This is a genomic window from Nonomuraea ceibae, from assembly GCF_019396325.1.
Classification (GTDB): domain Bacteria; phylum Actinomycetota; class Actinomycetes; order Streptosporangiales; family Streptosporangiaceae; genus Nonomuraea; species Nonomuraea ceibae.
On record NZ_JAHKRO010000066.1, the window covers coordinates 1 to 16,419 of the forward strand.

Below are 16,419 nucleotides of genomic sequence, written 5' to 3' on the forward strand. Positions count from 1 at the left end.
CGGGGTCGGGGGCCGGGTCGGGGGCGGGGTGGGCGCGGCGGACGGCCGCACCGCCGACGCCGTCGCCGTAGGGGCCCGGGGCGTCGGCGTGCGCGTGGGCGTGCGCGTGGCGCGGCGGTCGGCGGGGGGCGCGGTGCCGGGCGGCGGGTCGCGCCTGTCGGGGGTGGTGGTGACCGGGTCCAGCGCGCTCGGGGTGTCGTCCGGGGGGAGCAGCACCGCGCCCGGCGGGACCCGGCCCTCGGTCATCAGCAGCGTGACCGCCACCGCCACCACCGTCGCGCCCGCCAGCCACAGATGCGTCGGCACCCCGGCCGCCCACGCCGTCCCGCGCCCTCTCCGCGCCCCACGGGAGGGCCGGGGCGCGTCCCCGGTCGGGGAGGCGGCGGGGGAGCTGCGAGCCATGGCCTCCGCGCGGGGCCGGGCGGCCGGGGCCGCGTCGGCCAGCGGGAACCGGAGAGCCAGCAGGGTGGCCAGCTCGCCCAGGTGGCGGCGTCCGCGTTTCTCCCATTCGGGCCCGTACGCGGTGAGGGCGTCACGTTCCAGCTCGGCGGCGAACCGGCGGGCCGAGGCGAACCGGGTGGCGGGGTCCTTGGCGAGGCCGAGGCGGAGCAGGTTGCGCAGGGAGTCCGGGGCGACCTCCAGCGGCACCGGCTCCACCAGGTGCCTGTCGCGCAGCGCCGGGACGCCGTCACCCCGGTAGGGCACGCGGCCCCGTACGGCCTCGAAGAGCACGCACGCCGTCGCGTACAGGTCGGCGGGCGGCCCGGCCTCGCCGCGCGTCCACAGCTCGGGCGACATGTACGGCGGGCTGCCGGGCGGGACGCCGGGCTCCTCGGCGTGCGCCACGACGCCGAAGTCGGTCAGCTTGACGGCCCCGTCGGCCTGGACGAGCACGTTGCCCGGCTGGACGTCGCGGTGCGCCAGCCCCCGCTCGTGGGCGGCGGCCAGACCGCCCAGCACGGCCTTGACCAGGGCGAGCGCGGCCTCGGGGCGCACCCGGCCGTGCTCGGCCAGGATCGCGCGCAGCGACACCCCGTCGACCAGCTCGGTCACGACCGCCGCCCGGCTGCGCGTCCGCACGTACTCGTACGTCCTGGCCACGCCGGGGTCGTCGAGCTCCACCAGGATCGCGGCGTCCTCGGCGAAGCGAGCCATGAAGGCGTCGTCGCGGCGCAGGGTGGCGTTCAAGTACTTGATGGCCACGTGCGCCCCGGTGGCCTGGTACGTGGAGAGGAAGACGCGGCCGGTCCGGCCCTCGCCCAGCTGGCGTACGTCGCGATAACCAGGGACCAAGTCGAACCCCCAAGGCAGACCGTCCAGGATTCGACGTTCTCACCCGAGGTTCCGGTTGTCACGAAATATCCGGCAGCGACGCGTACACCGCCTCCGTCAGGCGGTGGGCCCGCATGCTGCCCGACACCATGTCGGCCATCCGGTTCATCACGTAGCCCACGGCCAGCTCGTGCTCCGGATCGCCCAGCCCGAGGAACCCGCCCATCCCGCTGTGCCCGAACGCCGTGCGCGACGGCATCAGGAACGTCATCGACGGCCGCATGAACCCGAGCCCGAACGAGCTGTCGACCACCAGTACCCGGTCGGGCCCCGCGACCCGGGGCCGGATCGCGTCGGCCAGCGTCGCGGGCCGCAGCAGCTCGCCCGCCACCAGCGCCCGGTAGAAGCCGGCCAGCCCGGCGGCCGTGGTGACGACGCCCGCCGCCGGCCAGCCCGCGCGCAGGATGACGGGGTGGTTCGCGCCGCCGTCGAGGAGCCGCATCGCCGGGTTGCCGAGCGCCCGGTTCATCAGGCTCTCCGGGTCCCGCGCCGCCGCGGCCATCCGGTCGACCACGTCACCCCCACCAGGGGCCTCACGGGGCGCGGCGGCCTCCGAGGGGGCCTCCGGGGCGGGCTCCGGGGCGGGCGTCGCGGGGCGGCGGGCGGGGCCCGTGATCCGGGCGGCGCGGGCGATGACGTCGTCCGGCGCGCCCATCCACAGGTCCAGCCCGAGCGGCCCGGCGATCTCCGCCGCCACCAGCTCGCCGACGGACTTGCCCGTCACCCGCCGCACGACCTCGCCGACGAGGAACCCGTACGTGAGCGCGTGATAGCCGTGCGCCGACCCGGGCTCCCACAGCGGCTCCTGGCCCGCCAGCCGGGCGGCCATCGCCGGCTGGTCGCCGAACTCCGCCACGGGCACCGGCGTCTCGATCACCGGCAGCCCGGCCTGGTGGGTGAGCAGGTGCTCGACGGTGACCGCACGGGCGGCGAACTCCGGCCACACGTCGGCCACCGGCGCGGCCAGGTCCACCAGCCCGCGCTCGGCGAGCTGGAGCAGGACGGTCGCGGTGAGCGCCTTGGTGCAGGAGTACGCGAACGCGGGGGTGTCGCGCAGCCACGGCCGTCCGGTGTGCCGGTCGGCGATCCCGTCCCACAGGTCGACGACCAGCTCGCCGCGATGGTAGACGGCGAAGGCGGCGCCGAGCTCCTGTCCGTCGGTGAACTGCCGCTCGAACACTTCGCGCACGCGGGCGAACCGGGGATCGCAGTGCATCGTCCCTCCGGGGGCAAGGAAGCGCTTACTTGGCCAGCCGAGCGTAACAACGCAAAGGACAACCAGGCACCCCTCCTGATATGTCACGATATGCATGGGTACAAATACACACTGTGACTACTGTGAGACGCGTAGAAATCGGCTGGCCCAGCTTGGGCATGGCCGTCACGGCAGAACTGGACGAGCGCAACGCCGCTCTGGCACAGAGCCTGTGGGACGCGCTGCCGTACCGCAGCCTGCAGGGCCATGCCCTGGTGGCGGGCCATCACCTCTATCACGTAGCTCCGGTCCACCAGATGCTGCACCAAGCAGCCACGCACTCGGTGGACCGGCGGACCGTGCCCGACGGCACGATCTTCTCATCCCGGCTGCAACACCTCGGGATCAAGTACGGCGAACTCACCGAGCCGATGCCGGCCACGCCCATCGGCCGCATCACCGAAGGCGACCTCGACACGCTCGTCGAAGCCGGCCAGGCCGTCTGGGAGGCGGTCTACCGCACCAAGAAACCCGTCATCGCCGAGGTCAGAAGGGCCGGTGAGAGCTTCGGGCACAGCCTGCCCCGCCTGACCGTCTCCGACCCGGAGGTCGACGCCCTGATCGCCGACCTGCACGCCGAGACCGAGCGGATCTGGCTGGTCCCGCCGCAGGAACTGGTCGACCTGCACGAAGGCCGCATCACCTCGAACGCGGGCAGCTTCGAGACCGTCCTCACGACCCTGCTGTTCGTCAACGGCGAGACCCGGCCGCTCGGCTACGCCTGCTACGGCGGACTGGTGCGGGCCGCCCACGAGCAGATGCCGATGGAGTCGCTGCACCAGATGGCCAGGGTCCTGGCCAAGACCCCGGCCGAGTTCCTCGGCTACTGCGGCCTGCAGACGCTGTGGGGGTTCACCGAGAGGCTGTTCGACGTCCTGGACCGGCTCGACGACCGCGAGGACTTCATCGCGGTCATGTCGCACATGGCCCTGTACGTCAACTGCCTCGGCGGCTGGAACCTGCACCTGTTCCCCTGGCAGGTGGGCGACCACCTGCGGCGCGTGCGAGCGCTCGGGTGAACGCGCAGGCGCAGGTCGTCGTCATCGGCGGCGGGGTCATCGGCCTGTCGATCGCCTACCACCTGGCCGAGGCCGGGGTGCGCACCGTGCTGCTGGAGCGCGGCGAGCTCGGGTCCGGCGCGTCGAGGGCCACGGCCGACGTCGTCAGGTCGTACTTCGCGGGCAACCCGGTCAGCTCCGCGATGGCCGTCCGCAGCCTGGAGGCCTACCAGGCCTTCGGGTCGCGGCCGGCCGCCCAGGTGCCGCTGCGGCAGGTCGGCTACCTGGTGCTGCTCACCGAGCCGGAACAGGTGGCGGCGATCGAGGCCGAGCTGCCCGCGCAGCGGGCGGCCGGGGTGCGGGTCGAGCTCGTCGACGCGGGAGAGGCCCGCCGGCTCAACCCGCTCGTCGGCCCCGACCTGCCGCTGCTGGCCGCCGCCTGGTCGCCCCAGGCGTACGTGTCGGACACGGCGGCGATCGTGGCCGGATACGCCGAGGGCGCCAGGCGGGCCGGGGCGAAGCTGCGCACCGGCTGCCCGGTGCTCTCCGTCGACCCCGACCGGGGCCGGGTCGAGACCACCGACGGCACGATCACGGCCGAGGCCGTCGTGTGCGCCGCCGGCGCCTGGTCGGCGCCGCTCGCCCGCTCGGCGGGCGTCGACCTGCCGCTCACCGAGCCGGTCACCCAGGAGCTGCTGCTGACCGACCCGCTGACCGAGCTGTCGCCCATCCCGTCCGTCCCGGTCACCCTGCACGCCGCGAGCGGCCTGCTCATGCGGCTGCGCGGGGACCGGATCCTGATCGGCATGGGCTACCCGGACCGGGACAGGGAGGCCTGGCGCGCCCGCGTCGCGGAGCGGCTGGCCGGCACGTACCCGCGCCTGGCCGGGGTGGCGCTGCACCCGGCGATCAGCGGCGTGCGGGACGCCAGCCCGGACAAGACGGCGTTCATCGGGCACCGGCCGGGGCCGCCCGCGTTCCTGTACGCGGCCGGGTTCTCCGGGCACGGGCTGTGCAACGCGCCCGCCGCCGGGGAGCTCGTCCGCGATCTCTACCTGGGCAAGGACCCGTGGCTCGACGTCGCGGACCTGGCCGTGGAAAGGGCCGGATGACCATGACGACCGAACAGGAGAGCCGGGAGACCGGGCGGGCCTTCGTGCTCGACCCGGCCACCCCGGACGTGCACGCCGACAACGAGCGGCTGCGGGAGGCGGGGCCGCTGGTCCCGGTCGAGGTCGAGGGGGTGCGCGCGTGGGCGGCCACCCGCTACGCGACGCTGGCGGCCGTGCTGGCCCACCCCGACCTGTCCAGGGACGTCAGCCACTGGGCTCCGGAGGGCCGGGCCGAAGTCCGCAAGGCCACGGCCGTGGAGAAGATCACCTCGGACACGTCCATGCTGAACTCCGAGGGCGAGACCCACAAGCGCCTGCGCGGGCCGCTGATCAAGGCGTTCACCGCCCGCCGGGTGCAGGGGCTGCGGCCCAAAATCGAGCGGATGGCCGCCGCGCTCGTCGACGAGCTGGCCGCACTGCCGCCCGAACCCGTCGACCTGCGGCTGCACTACGCCTACCCGCTGCCGCGCGACGTCATCTCCGAGCTGATGGGCATCCCGCCCGGCATGCGCGACGAGCTGCACGAGCTCACCGACGTGGCCGCCCGCGTCGGCGACGGCCCGGACGACGTCAGCGGCTCCCGCGACGCCCTGTACGTGCTGCTCGACAAGGTCATCGAGGTGCGGCGCGGCACGCCGGGCGAGGACGTGATCACCGACCTGATCAGCGTGCGCGAGCAGGACGGGGAGCGGCTGACGCGCTCGGAGCTGCTCGACACGATCGAGCTGCTGTTCATCGCCGGGCACGTGACGACCGTCAACCTCATCACCAACGCCATCCGGGCCATGCTCACCCAGCCGGGCCAGCTCGACCTCGTGCTCGGCGGCTCGCTGCCGTGGAGCGCGGTCGTGGAGGAGACGCTGCGCTGGGACTCGCCGGTCGCCCACTTCCCGATGCGCTACGCCGTACGGGACCTGGAGATCGACGGGGTCACGGTGCGGAAGGGGGAGGCGGTGCTGGCCTGCTTCGCCTCCGCCGGGCGCGACCCCGACCAGTACGGCGAGCGGGCCTGCCGGTTCGACGCGGCGGCGCCGCAGCCGGGGCACCTGTCGTTCGGGCACGGGCCGCACTTCTGCCTGGGGGCGCCGCTGGCCCGGATGGAGGGCGAGGTGGCGCTGGCCGCGCTGTTCTCAGCCTTTCCGGAGATGAAGCTCGCCGGGCCCGCCAGCGGCACCCGGCCGCTGGGCACGGTGCTGGGCAACAGCACCCGGTCGCTGCCGGTGCTGCTGGGCAGGCGGGCGGGATGAGCGGGACGACGGCCCGCCGGGTTCCGCCCGGCGGGCCGGACCCGTTGCGGGCCGGCCGCCGGGCCTCCGGGCGGTCCAGGCCCGCCCGGACGCCCGGGTTCGGGGAGGCGCTGGTGCGCGGGCTGACCGCGGCCGGGCCCCGGGACGCGCTGGTGTGCGGGCAGGAGCGGCTGAGCGGGGACCAGGTGCTGGCCATGACGGCCTCGGCCGCCGCCGCCCTGGAGGCGCGCGGCGTGCGCGCCGGGCAGGCGATCGCCCTGCTGTACGGCGGCCGGCCGGAGTCGCTTGCCGCCCGGCTCGTGACGCTGGCGCTCGGCTGCCCGGCCATCCTGGTGCCCGTCGGGCTGCCGCCGGAGACCGCCGCCCGCGCGATGCGCGCGACGGGCGCCACGGCCCTGCTGTACGAGGCCGGGCGGCAGGAGGACGCCGAGGCGCTGCTGCGGATCTGCCCGGTGCCCGTCCACGGCCCGCTCGACCGGCTGCTCGCCACCGCGGGCGCCGGGACGGCGACGATCCCGGCCGGCCGGGGCCTGGCGTCGGTGACGTTCACCAACGGCACGACGGGGGAGCGCAAGGCCGTCGCCTACAGCCACGCCGTCGAGGCCGCGCAGCTCGGCGCGGCCAGGGCGCTGATAGGGCCCGGAGCGTGGCGCTTCCTGGTGTGGCCGGGCTTCCACCTGCCCACGCTGACCGCGCTGTGGACGCTGGCGACCGGCGGCACGGCGGTCCTGGCGACCGGCGAGGACACCGGGCGCGAACGCGAGCTGATCGCCCGCGAGGGCGTCACCCACGTGCTGGCCGGGCCGCCGTTCGGCTTCTACGGCCTGGCCCGGCGGCTCGGCCACGTGCCCGGCGTGCGCCAGATCCTGTACGGGGGAGCCCCGGCGGTGCCGGCCCGCAGCCGGGAGGCCGTCGAGGCGCTGGGCCGCGTGGTGCGGCAGTCGTACGGGCTGACCGAGGGCGGGTTCGTCACCACCCTGTCGCCCGCCGACCACGCGCGGCCGGGGCTGCTCGCGTCGGTGGGCCGGGCCGTGGCGGGGGTGGAGCTGGAGATCCGCGACGAGCGCGGCGCCCGCGTGCCGGACGGCGAGGTGGGCGAGGTGTGGACGCGCTCGCCGCAGGTCATGACCGGCTACCTGGACGATCCCGGGCTCACCGCGGCCACGCTGCGCGACGGCTGGGTCCGCACCGGCGACCTCGGCCGCCTCACCCCGCCGGCCGAAGGCCGCCACCTGTTCCTGGTGGACCGGGCCGGGAGCGGGCTGCCGCCCGGCGTGTACGCCTATCCGGTCGAACAGGTGCTCACCGGGCACCCCGGGGTGTCCGACGCCGCCGTGTTCGCGCTGCCGGACGGGGGCGTGGGGGCGGCCGTCGCCGGGCGGGCCGATGAGTCGGAGCTGCGCGAGCTGGTGCGCGGGGCGCTCGGCCCGGCCTGTGAGCCCCGGCGGCTGTGGCTGATGGACGACCTGCCCCGCACCGGCTCCGGCAAGCCCGACAAATCCGCCCTCCGCGCCCGGTACGGCCGCCGGCCCGGCTGACCCGGCGGGTCCCGCTAGGCGAGCGCGGAGATCAGCCCGATCGTCAGGGCGGTGCGCTCCGGGATGTGCTCGACCAGCACGTACTCGTGCCGGGCGTGCGCGCCGTCGCCGACCGCGCCCATGCCGTCGAGCACCGGCCGGCCCAGCCCCGAGACGAAGTTGCCGTCGCTGGCCCCGCCGACCGACGCCTCCTCCAGGGTCCAGCCCTGGGCGGCGGCCGTGGCCTGCGCCTCCTTGAACAGCCGCCGCGACGGCGGGTTCGGCGTCATCGGCGGCCGGTTCCAGGAGCCGGCCACGGACACGCTCACCCGAGGGTCGCTCGGCCGCAGGCCCGCGAACAGTGCGTCGATCCGCTCCATCTCGGCGAAGTCGCTGACCCGCACGTCGACGCCGCAGGTGGCGAGCCCGGCGGCCACGTTGCGGCCGGTGCCGCCGCTGATCAGGCCGACGTTCACGGTGGTGCCCAGCTCCGGCCTGCCCCCGGCCGCGATGACCGTGACCAGCTCGGCGAGCGCGTGCACGGCGCTCGCGCCCGCCGTCGGGTCGAGCCCGGCGTGCGCCTCGACGCCCGTCACCGTCACGTCGAACAGGCCCACGCCCTTGCGCGCCGTCTTCACCGCCCCGCGCAGCGACGCCTCGAACACCAGGCTGGCCAGCACGTCGGCGCTGGCGGCCTCGATGTGCTGCCGCGAGGCCGGGCTGCCGATCTCCTCGTCACCGTTGAACAGGAACCTGACGCCCGGATGCGGCAGCCCGAGCTCGCGCAGCCCGCGCAGCGCCCAGATCGACTGCACCAGCCCGGTCTTCATGTCGAACACGCCGGGCCCGGTCGCCTTGCCGTCGACCACGCCGAACGGCCACCCGGCCAGGGTCCCGGCAGGCCACACCGTGTCGTAGTGGCTCATCATCAGCACCTCACCGGGCGCGGTGCCCCGGTAGGTCAGCTCCAGCACGTCGCCGTGCGCGCCGCCGTCGTGCACGACCTCGTCGTCCGGCGTGCCCAGCCGCTCGACGGCCAGCGCGCGCACCGCCCGCAGCCCGGCGGCCAGCGCCGCCTTGTCGTAGCTGGGCGTCTCCAGCTCGACCAGGTTCTTGATGTCGTCGAGCATGGCCGGCAGGGCCTGCCGGCTCCAGTCGGTGATGGACAAGGGAGATCCTTCCTAGGCGACGGGCGCGCCGGGGCCGAGCGGGATGCCGAGCCACCAGAACACCAGGAACAGCAGCGTCCAGACGACGAGCAGGGTGAACGCGAGCGGGATGGTCATCGAAGCCAGTGTGCCGATCCCGGCCGAGCGGCGGTAGCGCTGCAGGAACCCGAGCGCCATCACGAAGTACGGGCTCATCGGGGTGATGGCGTTCGTGCACGAGTCGGCGATCCGGTAGAGCGCCTGGGTGTACTCCGGCGGGATGTCGAGCAGCATCAGCATCGGCACGAACACCGGCCCGACCAGCGCCCACTGCGCCGACCCGCTCGTCACCACCAGGTTGATCACGGTCACCACGATCAGGATGCCCAGGAACACCACCGGCCCCGACACCCCGGCCGACTTCAGCAGGTCGGCGCCGTTGATCGCGATGATCTCGCCGATGCCGGTCCACTTGAAGAAGGCCAGGAACTGCGAGATCGCGAAGAACAGCACCAGGATCGGCGCCATCTCGCGCAGCCCGTGCGCCATGAAGTCGGGGATGTCGCGGCTGCTGGTGATGCTTCCGGCGGCCTTGCCGTACGCCCAGCCGACGGCCAGGAACGCCAGCGCGAGGAAGATCGCGATGGAGCCGAGCAGCGGCGACTGGACGAGGCTGCCGCCCTCGCCGCGCAGCGGCGATCCGGCGGGCAGCACGGCCAGCACCAGCGCGACGACGAACACGACCAGCGCGATCAGCGCGGCCCGCAGGCCGCGGCGCTCCTCGGGGCGCAGGGTCAGCGAGCCGAGGTCGTCCTCCTCGGCGTCCTCGTCCACGGGCAGCGACTCGACCCGGCGGGCCAGCACCCGCTCGGTCACCACGGTGATCACGGCGGCGAGCACCACGGAGGAGGCGATCGAGAAGTAGTAGTTGGCCAGCGGCGTGACCACGTAGGCCGGGTCGATCGTCTGCGCGGCGGCGGTGGTCAGCCCGGACAGGATGGCGTCGACCGGCGTCACCAGGGGACTGGCGTCGTAACCGGCGGAGATGGACACGAACGCCACCACGATGCCGAGGATCGGGCTGCGGCCGACCGCGCGGAAGGCGAGCGCGCCGAGCGGGATCAGCACCACGTAGGCGGCGTCGGAGGCGACGTGCGACACCATGCCGGTGAAGGCCAGCGCGAACGTCACCCACCGGGGCGACACCTTGGCCACGCCCGAGCGCAGCACCGCGGCCAGCAGCCCGGACCGCTCCGCGACGGCCACGCCGAGCATCACCACGAGGATCGTGCCGAGCGGCGCGAACGACGTGTAGTTGTCGATGGCCCCGTCGATCATCGTCGTGACGCCGTCGGCGGACAGCAGGTTCTTGGCCACCACCTGCTTGCCGCTGGCCGGGTTCACCGCGGACACGCCGGCTGCGGCCAGGCCCCAGCTCACCAGTGCCAGGACTCCCGCCAGGATGACGAACAGCCAGAACGGGTGCGGCAGTTTGTTGCCGAGGCGCTCGATCCCTCCCAGGACGCGCAGCAGGCCGTTCATCGGTCAGGCTCCTTTCCCGTTAATGGTCACCCATTACAGGGGCGATGACCGATTTTGGCAAGTAAAATGTTCTGGCTGGCTGAATCAGTCGTCCAAACATGCCTGACTGGAAGATACAGTCTTGACATGCTCGACGACGCCGACCTCGACCTGGTCGCGGCGCTGCAGATCGCCCCCCGCGCCTCGGCCGCCGCCCTCGCCGACGTGCTCGGCATGTCCGCCAGCACCGCCGGGCGGCGGCTCGCCCGGATGGAGGAGCAGCGCATCCTGCGGGTGATCGGCCAGGTCGACTGGGCCGCCCGCGCCGAGGGCAACCCGCGCCACGTCTGGGTCACCACCGAGCCCGGCGCCTCCAGCCGCGTCGCGCGCGCCCTGGCCGACCTGCCCGAGGCCCAGCTCGTCGCCGAGACGTCCGGCAAGTCCGACGTCTACTGCGCCGTCCACCCCGTCGACCGGGCGCAGGCCCGCGAACTGCTCACCGCCCGCATCCCGTCGGTCCCCGGCATCGTCGCCACCCACTCCGAGCTGGTGCTGCGCGCGCTCACCAAGGCCGACTCCTGGCGGCTGCACCGCCTCGACGACGCCCAGGTCCGCGCCCTGTCGGAGCCCGCCGAACAGGCCGAGGAGCCCGCCCGCGGCGCCGACGAGCCCGGCGTGCTGCGCCTGCTGCGCAACGACGGCCGCATCACCGCCGCGCAGGCCGCCCGCGCCCTCGGCCTCAGCCAGTCCACCGCCTACCGCATGATCCAGTCACTGCTGCGGCGCGGCGTCGTCCGCCCCCGCGTCGAGATCGAGCCCGCGCTCCTCGGCTACTCGCTGGAGGTCGTCATCGCGCTGACCGTCTCGCCCGGCGCCATCCAGCCGGTCGCCGACGAGCTCGCCCGCCACCCCTCCGCCCGCTACGTCTCCATCGTCGCCGGCACCACCTCCGTCATCCACCAGGGCGTCTTTCGCCACGAGGACGACCTCGGCGACTTCCTCACCCGCGACCTCGCCCACCTGCCCGGCATCACCGCGCTCCAGGTCTCAGTAGTGCTCAAGATGCTGCGCCGCTACTGGATCTACCGGGAGGACGGCCGGTTGGTCAGCCCGTAAGGTGCTGGGCGTGAAAGTCACGATGCCCGGCCTGACGGCCGCCGACCATGTGTTCACCGTGCCGCTCGACCACGCCGACCCCGGCGGCGCCACGATCCAGGTGTTCGCCCGCGAGATCCGCGACCCCGCCCACACCGGCGACCTGCCGTGGGCGCTGTTCCTCCAGGGCGGCCCCGGCGGCAAGTCCCCCCGGCTGACCGGCCAGGCGCACTGGCGGCACGTGCTCAAGACGCACCGGGTGCTCCTGCTCGACCAGCGCGGCACCGGCCTGAGCAGCCCCGCCACCGCCACCGGCACCGACGAGGAGCTGGCCGCCCGGCTGCGCCACTACCGCGCCGACGCCATCGTGGCCGACTGCGAGCACATCAGGAAGGCCCTCGGCATCGAGCAGTGGGAGACCTGGGGGCAGAGCTACGGCGGCTTCGTCACCCTCACCTACCTGTCGCAGGCCCCCGAGGCGCTGCGCGCCTGCCACATCACCGGCGGCCTGCCCGGCCTCGACGCCACCGCCGACGACGTCTACACGCGCACGTACGAGCGCGTCCGCGCCAAGGTCGCCCGCCACCACCGCCGCTACCCCGGCGACGACGAGCGCGCCAGGCGCATCGCCGAGCACCTGGCCGGCAACGAGGTCCTGCTCCCCGACGGCGACCGGCTCACCGTCGAGCGCTTCCGCACCCTCGGCAAGAAGCTCGGCATGGGCGACGGCTCCGAACGCCTGCACTGGCAGCTCGCCGAGGCGTGGCACGGCGACCGCCTGTCCGACGAGTTCCTCTACGCGGTCATGATGGAGACCGGCTTCGTCGGCAGCCCCCTCTACGCCGTCCTGCACGAGTCCATCTACGCCCAGGGCGCCGCCACCCGCTGGTCGGCGGAGCGGCTGCGCCCCGCCGACTTCGACACGTTCGAGATGTTCACCGGCGAGATGATCTACCCGTGGATGTTCGACGACATCCGCGCGCTGCGGCCCTTCAAGGGCGCCGCCGAGATCCTCGCCGCCGTCGACGACTGGCCGCCGCTCTACGACCCGGCCGCGCTGGCCGCCAACGAGGTGCCCGTCGCCGCCGTGGTCTACCACGACGACATGTACGTCGACGCCGGCCTCTCGCTGGAGACCGCCGCCCGGGTCGGCAACGTGCGCGCCTGGGTCACCAACGAGTTCGAGCACGACGGCTTCCGCGTCGCCGCCGACCAGGTGGTGCCCCGGCTCATGCGGATGGTGACGGACCCCCTGTAGGCTCGCGCAGCGGCAGCCGCACCTCGAACCAGGTCGCGCCCGGCTCCGACCGGACCTTCAGGTCGCCGCCGTGCCGGCCCGCCACGATCCGGTAGGAGATGTCCAGCCCCAGCCCGGTGCCCTGGCCGACCGACTTCGTGGTAAAGAACGGCTCGAAGATCCGGTCCCGGATCGCCTCCGGCACGCCGGGGCCGGTGTCGCCGATCTCCACGATCGCCTCGTCCTCGTCGTGCGCGGTCCGGATCGTCAGCGTGCCCTCCTCTCCCATGGCGTCGAGCGCGTTGTGGATCAGGTTCGTCCACACCTGGTTCAGCTCGCCGCCGTAGCAGGGGATCGGCGGCAGCGTCCGGTCGTAGTCGGTGGTCACCGTGATGCCCGGCGGGATCTTGCCGCGGAAGATCGCGACCGTGCTGTCGAGCAGCTCGTGCACGTCCAGCACCTGGAACGGGGCGCGGTCCATCTGCGAATACTGCTTGGCCGAGCCGATCAGCGAGGTGATCCGCTCGGTCGCCTCCGTCACCTCGCCCAGCATCTGCGAGATCTCCACCGCCTCCGCCAGCCAGCGCAGCGCGGCCGGCGCGTGCTCCTCGCCGACCTTCAGCCGCACCTTCTCCAGGTGCTCCCCGCCGAACCCGGCGTTGACCAGCGCCGGAGCCAGCTCCCAGGCGTCCTCCACGCCCAGCTCGTCCAGCGCCTCGCCGAGCTCGTCCTCGGCGTCGGAGATCTCCAGCGGCGTGCGCGCCGGCAGCGTGCCCACCGCCTCCATGCACGCCTCCTGCATCTCCACCAGCGCCCGCAGCCGCTCCGGCGGGATGCCGTTCTCGGCCAGCCTGGCCAGCTCCACCCGCGACGACCTGATCAGCGAACGCAGCTCGCTCACCGCCCGCACCGCCGCGGCGGCCGGGTTGTTCAGCTCGTGGGTGAGCCCCGCCGTGATCGTGCCCAGCGCCGTCAGCCGCTGCCGCCGGTCGATGATCTCCCGCTGCAACCGGCCGCCCGACTGCAACCCGTCCAGCAGGTGCATCGCCATCGGGAACCACTCGGTCACGATGTAGGCGAACTTGCGCGCCGGCAGGATGAACACCCGCGACGGCGCCGTCGCGCGCAACGTGTGCTGGTAGGTCTGCGGCGCCCGGTCGCCCAGGTAGGCGGAGGTCGCGCCGCCGTAGACGCCCGGCTGCCCGGTGCGCGGCATGGCGACGGTCCCGGCGCTGACGGTCTCCGAGACCATCTGCACCTCGCCCTCCACCAGCACCGCGAAGCACTCCGCCGGCTCGCCCTGGCGGACGATCTCCGCGCCCTCCTCGAACTCCCGCATCCTGCCGCTGTCGGCCAGCTTGCCGAGCTGCTCGTCGGTCAGCCGCTCGAACAGGAAGAGCTTGCGCAGCTCGTCGATGTCCACAGTGCTCATCGCTTCTCCAGATACCGGGCTCATTGCTTCTCCAGATACCGGTGCACGAGCGCGACGGCCATCGCGCCCTCCCCGACGGCCGAGGCCACCCGCTTGATCGACTCGGCGCGCACGTCACCCGCCGCCAGCACGCCCGGCACGTTCGTCTCCAGGAAGTACGGCTCCCGGCGCAACGTCCAGTTACGCGGCCGCCTGCCCCCCTGCACCAGGTCGGGCCCCGTCAGCACGAACCCCTTCGCGTCCCGCTCGACCGTCTCGCCCAGCCACGAGGTGTAGGGCTCCGCGCCGATGAACACGAACAGCCACTGCGCCTCGACCGTCCGCTCCTCGCCCTTGCGCGCGATCGACAGCCTCTCCAGGTGCCCGTTGCCCGCACCGCCCGTCACCTGGCTCTCCAGGTGCACCTCGATGTTGCCGATCGCCTGGATCTGCTCGATGAGGTAGTGCGACATGGACTTCTCCAGGCCGTCACCGCGCACCAGCAGGTGCACGCGGCTGGCGTACCCCGACAGGTGGACGGCCGCCTGGCCCGCCGAGTTGGCCGCGCCCACGATGTAGACCTCGCTGTCCTTGCACGACGGCGCCTCGGTCAGGGCCGCGCCGTAGTAGACGCCCCGGCCGACGAAGTCGTCCAGGCCCGGCGCGTCCAGCCGCCGGTAGGTCACGCCGGTCGCCAGGATCACCGCGTGCGCCGCGATCTCCCCGCCGTCCTTGAACCCGATCACCCGGGCCTGGCCGCGCGGCTCCAGATGCGTCACCTTCCGCGCGGTCAGCAGCTCCGCCCCGAACTTCAGCGCCTGCCTGCGCGCCCGGTCGGCGAGCTGCTGGCCCGAGACGCCGTCGGGGAAGCCCAGGTAGTTCTCGATCCTGGAGCTCTGCCCCGCCTGCCCGCCCGACGCGTGCGCCTCCACCAGCACCGTGTTGAGCCCCTCCGACGCGCCGTAGACGGCCGCGCCCAGCCCCGCCGGGCCGCCGCCGACCACGATCAGGTCGTAGAAGTCCGTCGCCGGCGTCGTCGACAGCCCCACCGCCGAGGCCAGCGTCGACTGGTCCGGCGCCTGCAGCGACGACCCGTCGGACGTCACCACCAGCGGCAGCCGGCACTCCTGCCCCGCCGCCGCCACGAGCTGCGCCCCGTCGGGCTCCTCAGCCAGCATCCACCGGTACGGCACGTGGTTGCGCGCCAGGAAGTCACGCACCTGGTAGGACGGCGCCGACCAGCGGTCGCCCACCACGCGCAGCTCCGCCACCGGCACCCGGTCCGTCCGCTGCCAGGCGTCGAGCTGCCCGTCGATCACCGGGTAGAACTTCTCCTCCGGCGGATCCCACGGCTTGAGCAGATAATGGTCCAGATCCACGACGTTGATCGCCTGGATCGCCGCGTCGGTGTCGGCATAGGCGGTCAGCAGCACCCGTCGCGCGAACGGGTACATGTCCATCGCCTTCTCCAGGAACTCGACCCCGTTCATCTGCGGCATCCGGTAGTCCGCCAGGATGGCGGCCACCTCGTCACCACGCAGCCGCATCTCCTTGACCGCCTCGATGCCCTGCACGGCGGCCTCCGCGCGGACGATCCGGTAGTCGCGGCCGTAGCGGCGTCTGAGGTCGCGGGCCACCGCCCGCGACACGCCAGGATCGTCGTCGACCGTCACGATGACCGGCTTGTCCATTCCCCTGCCTCTCACATCGTCCTTGGGAGAAGGATGTCATGCGGCAGGGAACGGACTCCGGCCAGGCGAGGCCGCCGGGGACCTCGTCAGGCGATGACGCGGCTCTCGCCGCCGTCCACCAGGATCGAGATCCCGTTCACGAACGACGCCCGCTCGCTCGCCAGGAACGCCACCACGTCGCCCACCTCCTCGGCCCGGCCGATCCGGCCCAGCGGCACGACGGCCGCCCGCTCCGCCAGCCCGTCCTCGCCGCCCGCCACCTCACGCAGCCGGTCGGTGTCGATCGGGCCCGGCATCACGTTCGTGACCAGCACCCCGTCGCCGCCCACCTCACGGGCCAGCGTGCGGACCATGCCCGCCACGGCCGACCTCGTCGAGTTGGACAGGGCCAGCCCGTCGATCGCCTCCCGCGCCGACCGGCTCGTCACCGTCACGATGCGGCCCCAGCCGCGCTCGCGCATCCCCGGCAGCGCCGCCCGCACCAGCCGTACGGTGCCGAGCAGGTTGCGCTGCACCGCCACGTCCCACTCGGCCAGGCTCGCGTCCACGAACCGGCCCGGCGGCGGCCCGCCCGCGTTGGCGACCAGGATGTCGACCGGCCCCACCACGTCCTGCGTCTCGCGCACCACCCGCTCGGCCGCCTCCGGGTCCTCCACGTCCGCGAGCACCGCGTGCACCACGCCGCCGAACTCCTGCAACTCCACCACCGCGTCCGCCAGCTTCTCCGGACTGCGGGCGCACACGCACACGTGGCACCCCTCCCTGGCGAGACTCCGGGCGGCGGCCAGCCCGATGCCCGCGCTGCCACCCGTGACGAGTGCGACCTTGCCTGCGATGCCGAGATCCATAACGGCG

Annotated in this window: 13 protein-coding genes; 6 read left to right on the plus strand and 7 right to left on the minus strand. The window is 73.7% G+C overall.

Annotated features, from left to right (window positions below; all coding sequences use genetic code 11):
- Nucleotides 1-1,293, minus strand: a 1,293-nt coding sequence (locus KME80_RS31610; protein ID WP_219510140.1) for a serine/threonine-protein kinase, incomplete at its 3' end; no start/stop codon positions are given.
- A gap of 58 nt (nt 1,294-1,351) precedes the next feature.
- On the minus strand, nt 1,352-2,548 hold the full coding sequence (locus tag KME80_RS31615) for a serine hydrolase domain-containing protein (RefSeq protein WP_219510142.1): 1,197 nt from the start codon (nt 2,546-2,548) through the stop codon (nt 1,352-1,354).
- Between the two features lie 122 nt (nt 2,549-2,670).
- On the opposite strand from KME80_RS31615, the gene KME80_RS31620 reads away from it, so the two are divergent.
- From KME80_RS31620 to KME80_RS31635, 4 genes are read left to right on the plus strand one after another with little or no spacing between them, the layout of a single operon-like run.
- A complete protein-coding gene (locus KME80_RS31620; protein ID WP_308126003.1) occupies nt 2,671-3,606 on the plus strand; it encodes a cucumopine synthase-related protein in 936 nt (311 codons plus the stop codon).
- Nucleotides 3,603-4,697, plus strand: coding sequence for an NAD(P)/FAD-dependent oxidoreductase (locus tag KME80_RS31625; RefSeq protein WP_219510144.1), 1,095 nt, complete (start codon nt 3,603-3,605; stop codon nt 4,695-4,697). Before KME80_RS31620 ends, KME80_RS31625 begins: the two co-directional genes overlap by 4 nt.
- Nucleotides 4,698-4,699: 2 nt before the next feature.
- On the plus strand, nt 4,700-5,944 hold the full coding sequence (locus KME80_RS31630; protein WP_219510145.1) for a cytochrome P450 family protein: 1,245 nt from the start codon (nt 4,700-4,702) through the stop codon (nt 5,942-5,944).
- Nucleotides 5,941-7,482 carry a class I adenylate-forming enzyme family protein gene (locus KME80_RS31635; RefSeq protein WP_219510146.1) on the plus strand — a complete coding sequence of 514 codons (1,542 nt, stop codon included), beginning with the start codon at nt 5,941-5,943 and terminating at the stop codon, nt 7,480-7,482. Before KME80_RS31630 ends, KME80_RS31635 begins: the two co-directional genes overlap by 4 nt.
- 14 nt (nt 7,483-7,496) lie before the next feature.
- On the opposite strand, the gene KME80_RS31640 is transcribed toward KME80_RS31635, so the two are convergent.
- Together KME80_RS31640 and KME80_RS31645 are read right to left on the minus strand one after the other, a co-directional pair.
- Entirely contained in the window at nt 7,497-8,591 is a 1,095-nt protein-coding gene (locus KME80_RS31640; protein ID WP_219510195.1) for a M20 family metallopeptidase, read from the minus strand.
- Nucleotides 8,592-8,642: 51 nt separating this feature from the next.
- Complete coding sequence (locus KME80_RS31645; protein WP_219510147.1) at nt 8,643-10,151, minus strand: AbgT family transporter; 1,509 nt, start codon at nt 10,149-10,151, stop codon at nt 8,643-8,645.
- A gap of 126 nt (nt 10,152-10,277) precedes the next feature.
- Here KME80_RS31645 and KME80_RS31650 point away from each other — a divergent pair, with 126 nt between their 5' ends.
- Entirely contained in the window at nt 10,278-11,246 is a 969-nt protein-coding gene (locus tag KME80_RS31650; RefSeq protein WP_219510149.1) for an Lrp/AsnC family transcriptional regulator, read from the plus strand.
- Nucleotides 11,247-11,256: 10 nt separating this feature from the next.
- Nucleotides 11,257-12,483 (plus strand): alpha/beta fold hydrolase, encoded by a 1,227-nt coding sequence (locus tag KME80_RS31655; protein ID WP_308126005.1) that lies wholly within the window; start codon nt 11,257-11,259, stop codon nt 12,481-12,483.
- Here the strand turns inward: KME80_RS31655 and KME80_RS31660 are convergent.
- The 3 genes from KME80_RS31660 to KME80_RS31670 form a co-directional block, all read right to left on the minus strand.
- Nucleotides 12,455-13,894: an ATP-binding protein gene (locus tag KME80_RS31660; protein ID WP_219510150.1), complete on the minus strand. Its 1,440-nt coding sequence runs from the start codon at nt 13,892-13,894 to the stop codon at nt 12,455-12,457. The two genes, KME80_RS31655 and KME80_RS31660, sit on opposite strands and share 29 nt — an antisense overlap.
- 20 nt (nt 13,895-13,914) lie before the next feature.
- Nucleotides 13,915-15,564, minus strand: coding sequence for an NAD(P)/FAD-dependent oxidoreductase (locus KME80_RS31665; RefSeq protein WP_219510151.1), 1,650 nt, complete (start codon nt 15,562-15,564; stop codon nt 13,915-13,917).
- Nucleotides 15,565-15,650: 86 nt separating this feature from the next.
- Nucleotides 15,651-16,412, minus strand: coding sequence for an SDR family oxidoreductase (locus KME80_RS31670; RefSeq protein WP_219510152.1), 762 nt, complete (start codon nt 16,410-16,412; stop codon nt 15,651-15,653).
- Nucleotides 16,413-16,419: the final 7 nt, after the last annotated feature.

Coding starts and splice junctions, on each gene's coding strand:
- KME80_RS31615 (WP_219510142.1), bottom strand. CDS start 2,548: ATGCACTGCGATCCCCGGTTCGCCCGCGTGCGCGAAGTGTTCGAGCGG.
- KME80_RS31630 (WP_219510145.1), top strand. CDS start 4,700: ATGACGACCGAACAGGAGAGCCGGGAGACCGGGCGGGCCTTCGTGCTC.
- KME80_RS31635 (WP_219510146.1), top strand. CDS start 5,941: ATGAGCGGGACGACGGCCCGCCGGGTTCCGCCCGGCGGGCCGGACCCG.
- KME80_RS31640 (WP_219510195.1), bottom strand. CDS start 8,591: ATGCTCGACGACATCAAGAACCTGGTCGAGCTGGAGACGCCCAGCTAC.
- KME80_RS31645 (WP_219510147.1), bottom strand. CDS start 10,151: ATGAACGGCCTGCTGCGCGTCCTGGGAGGGATCGAGCGCCTCGGCAAC.
- KME80_RS31650 (WP_219510149.1), top strand. CDS start 10,278: ATGCTCGACGACGCCGACCTCGACCTGGTCGCGGCGCTGCAGATCGCC.
- KME80_RS31660 (WP_219510150.1), bottom strand. CDS start 13,894: ATGAGCACTGTGGACATCGACGAGCTGCGCAAGCTCTTCCTGTTCGAG.
- KME80_RS31665 (WP_219510151.1), bottom strand. CDS start 15,564: ATGGACAAGCCGGTCATCGTGACGGTCGACGACGATCCTGGCGTGTCG.
- KME80_RS31670 (WP_219510152.1), bottom strand. CDS start 16,412: ATGGATCTCGGCATCGCAGGCAAGGTCGCACTCGTCACGGGTGGCAGC.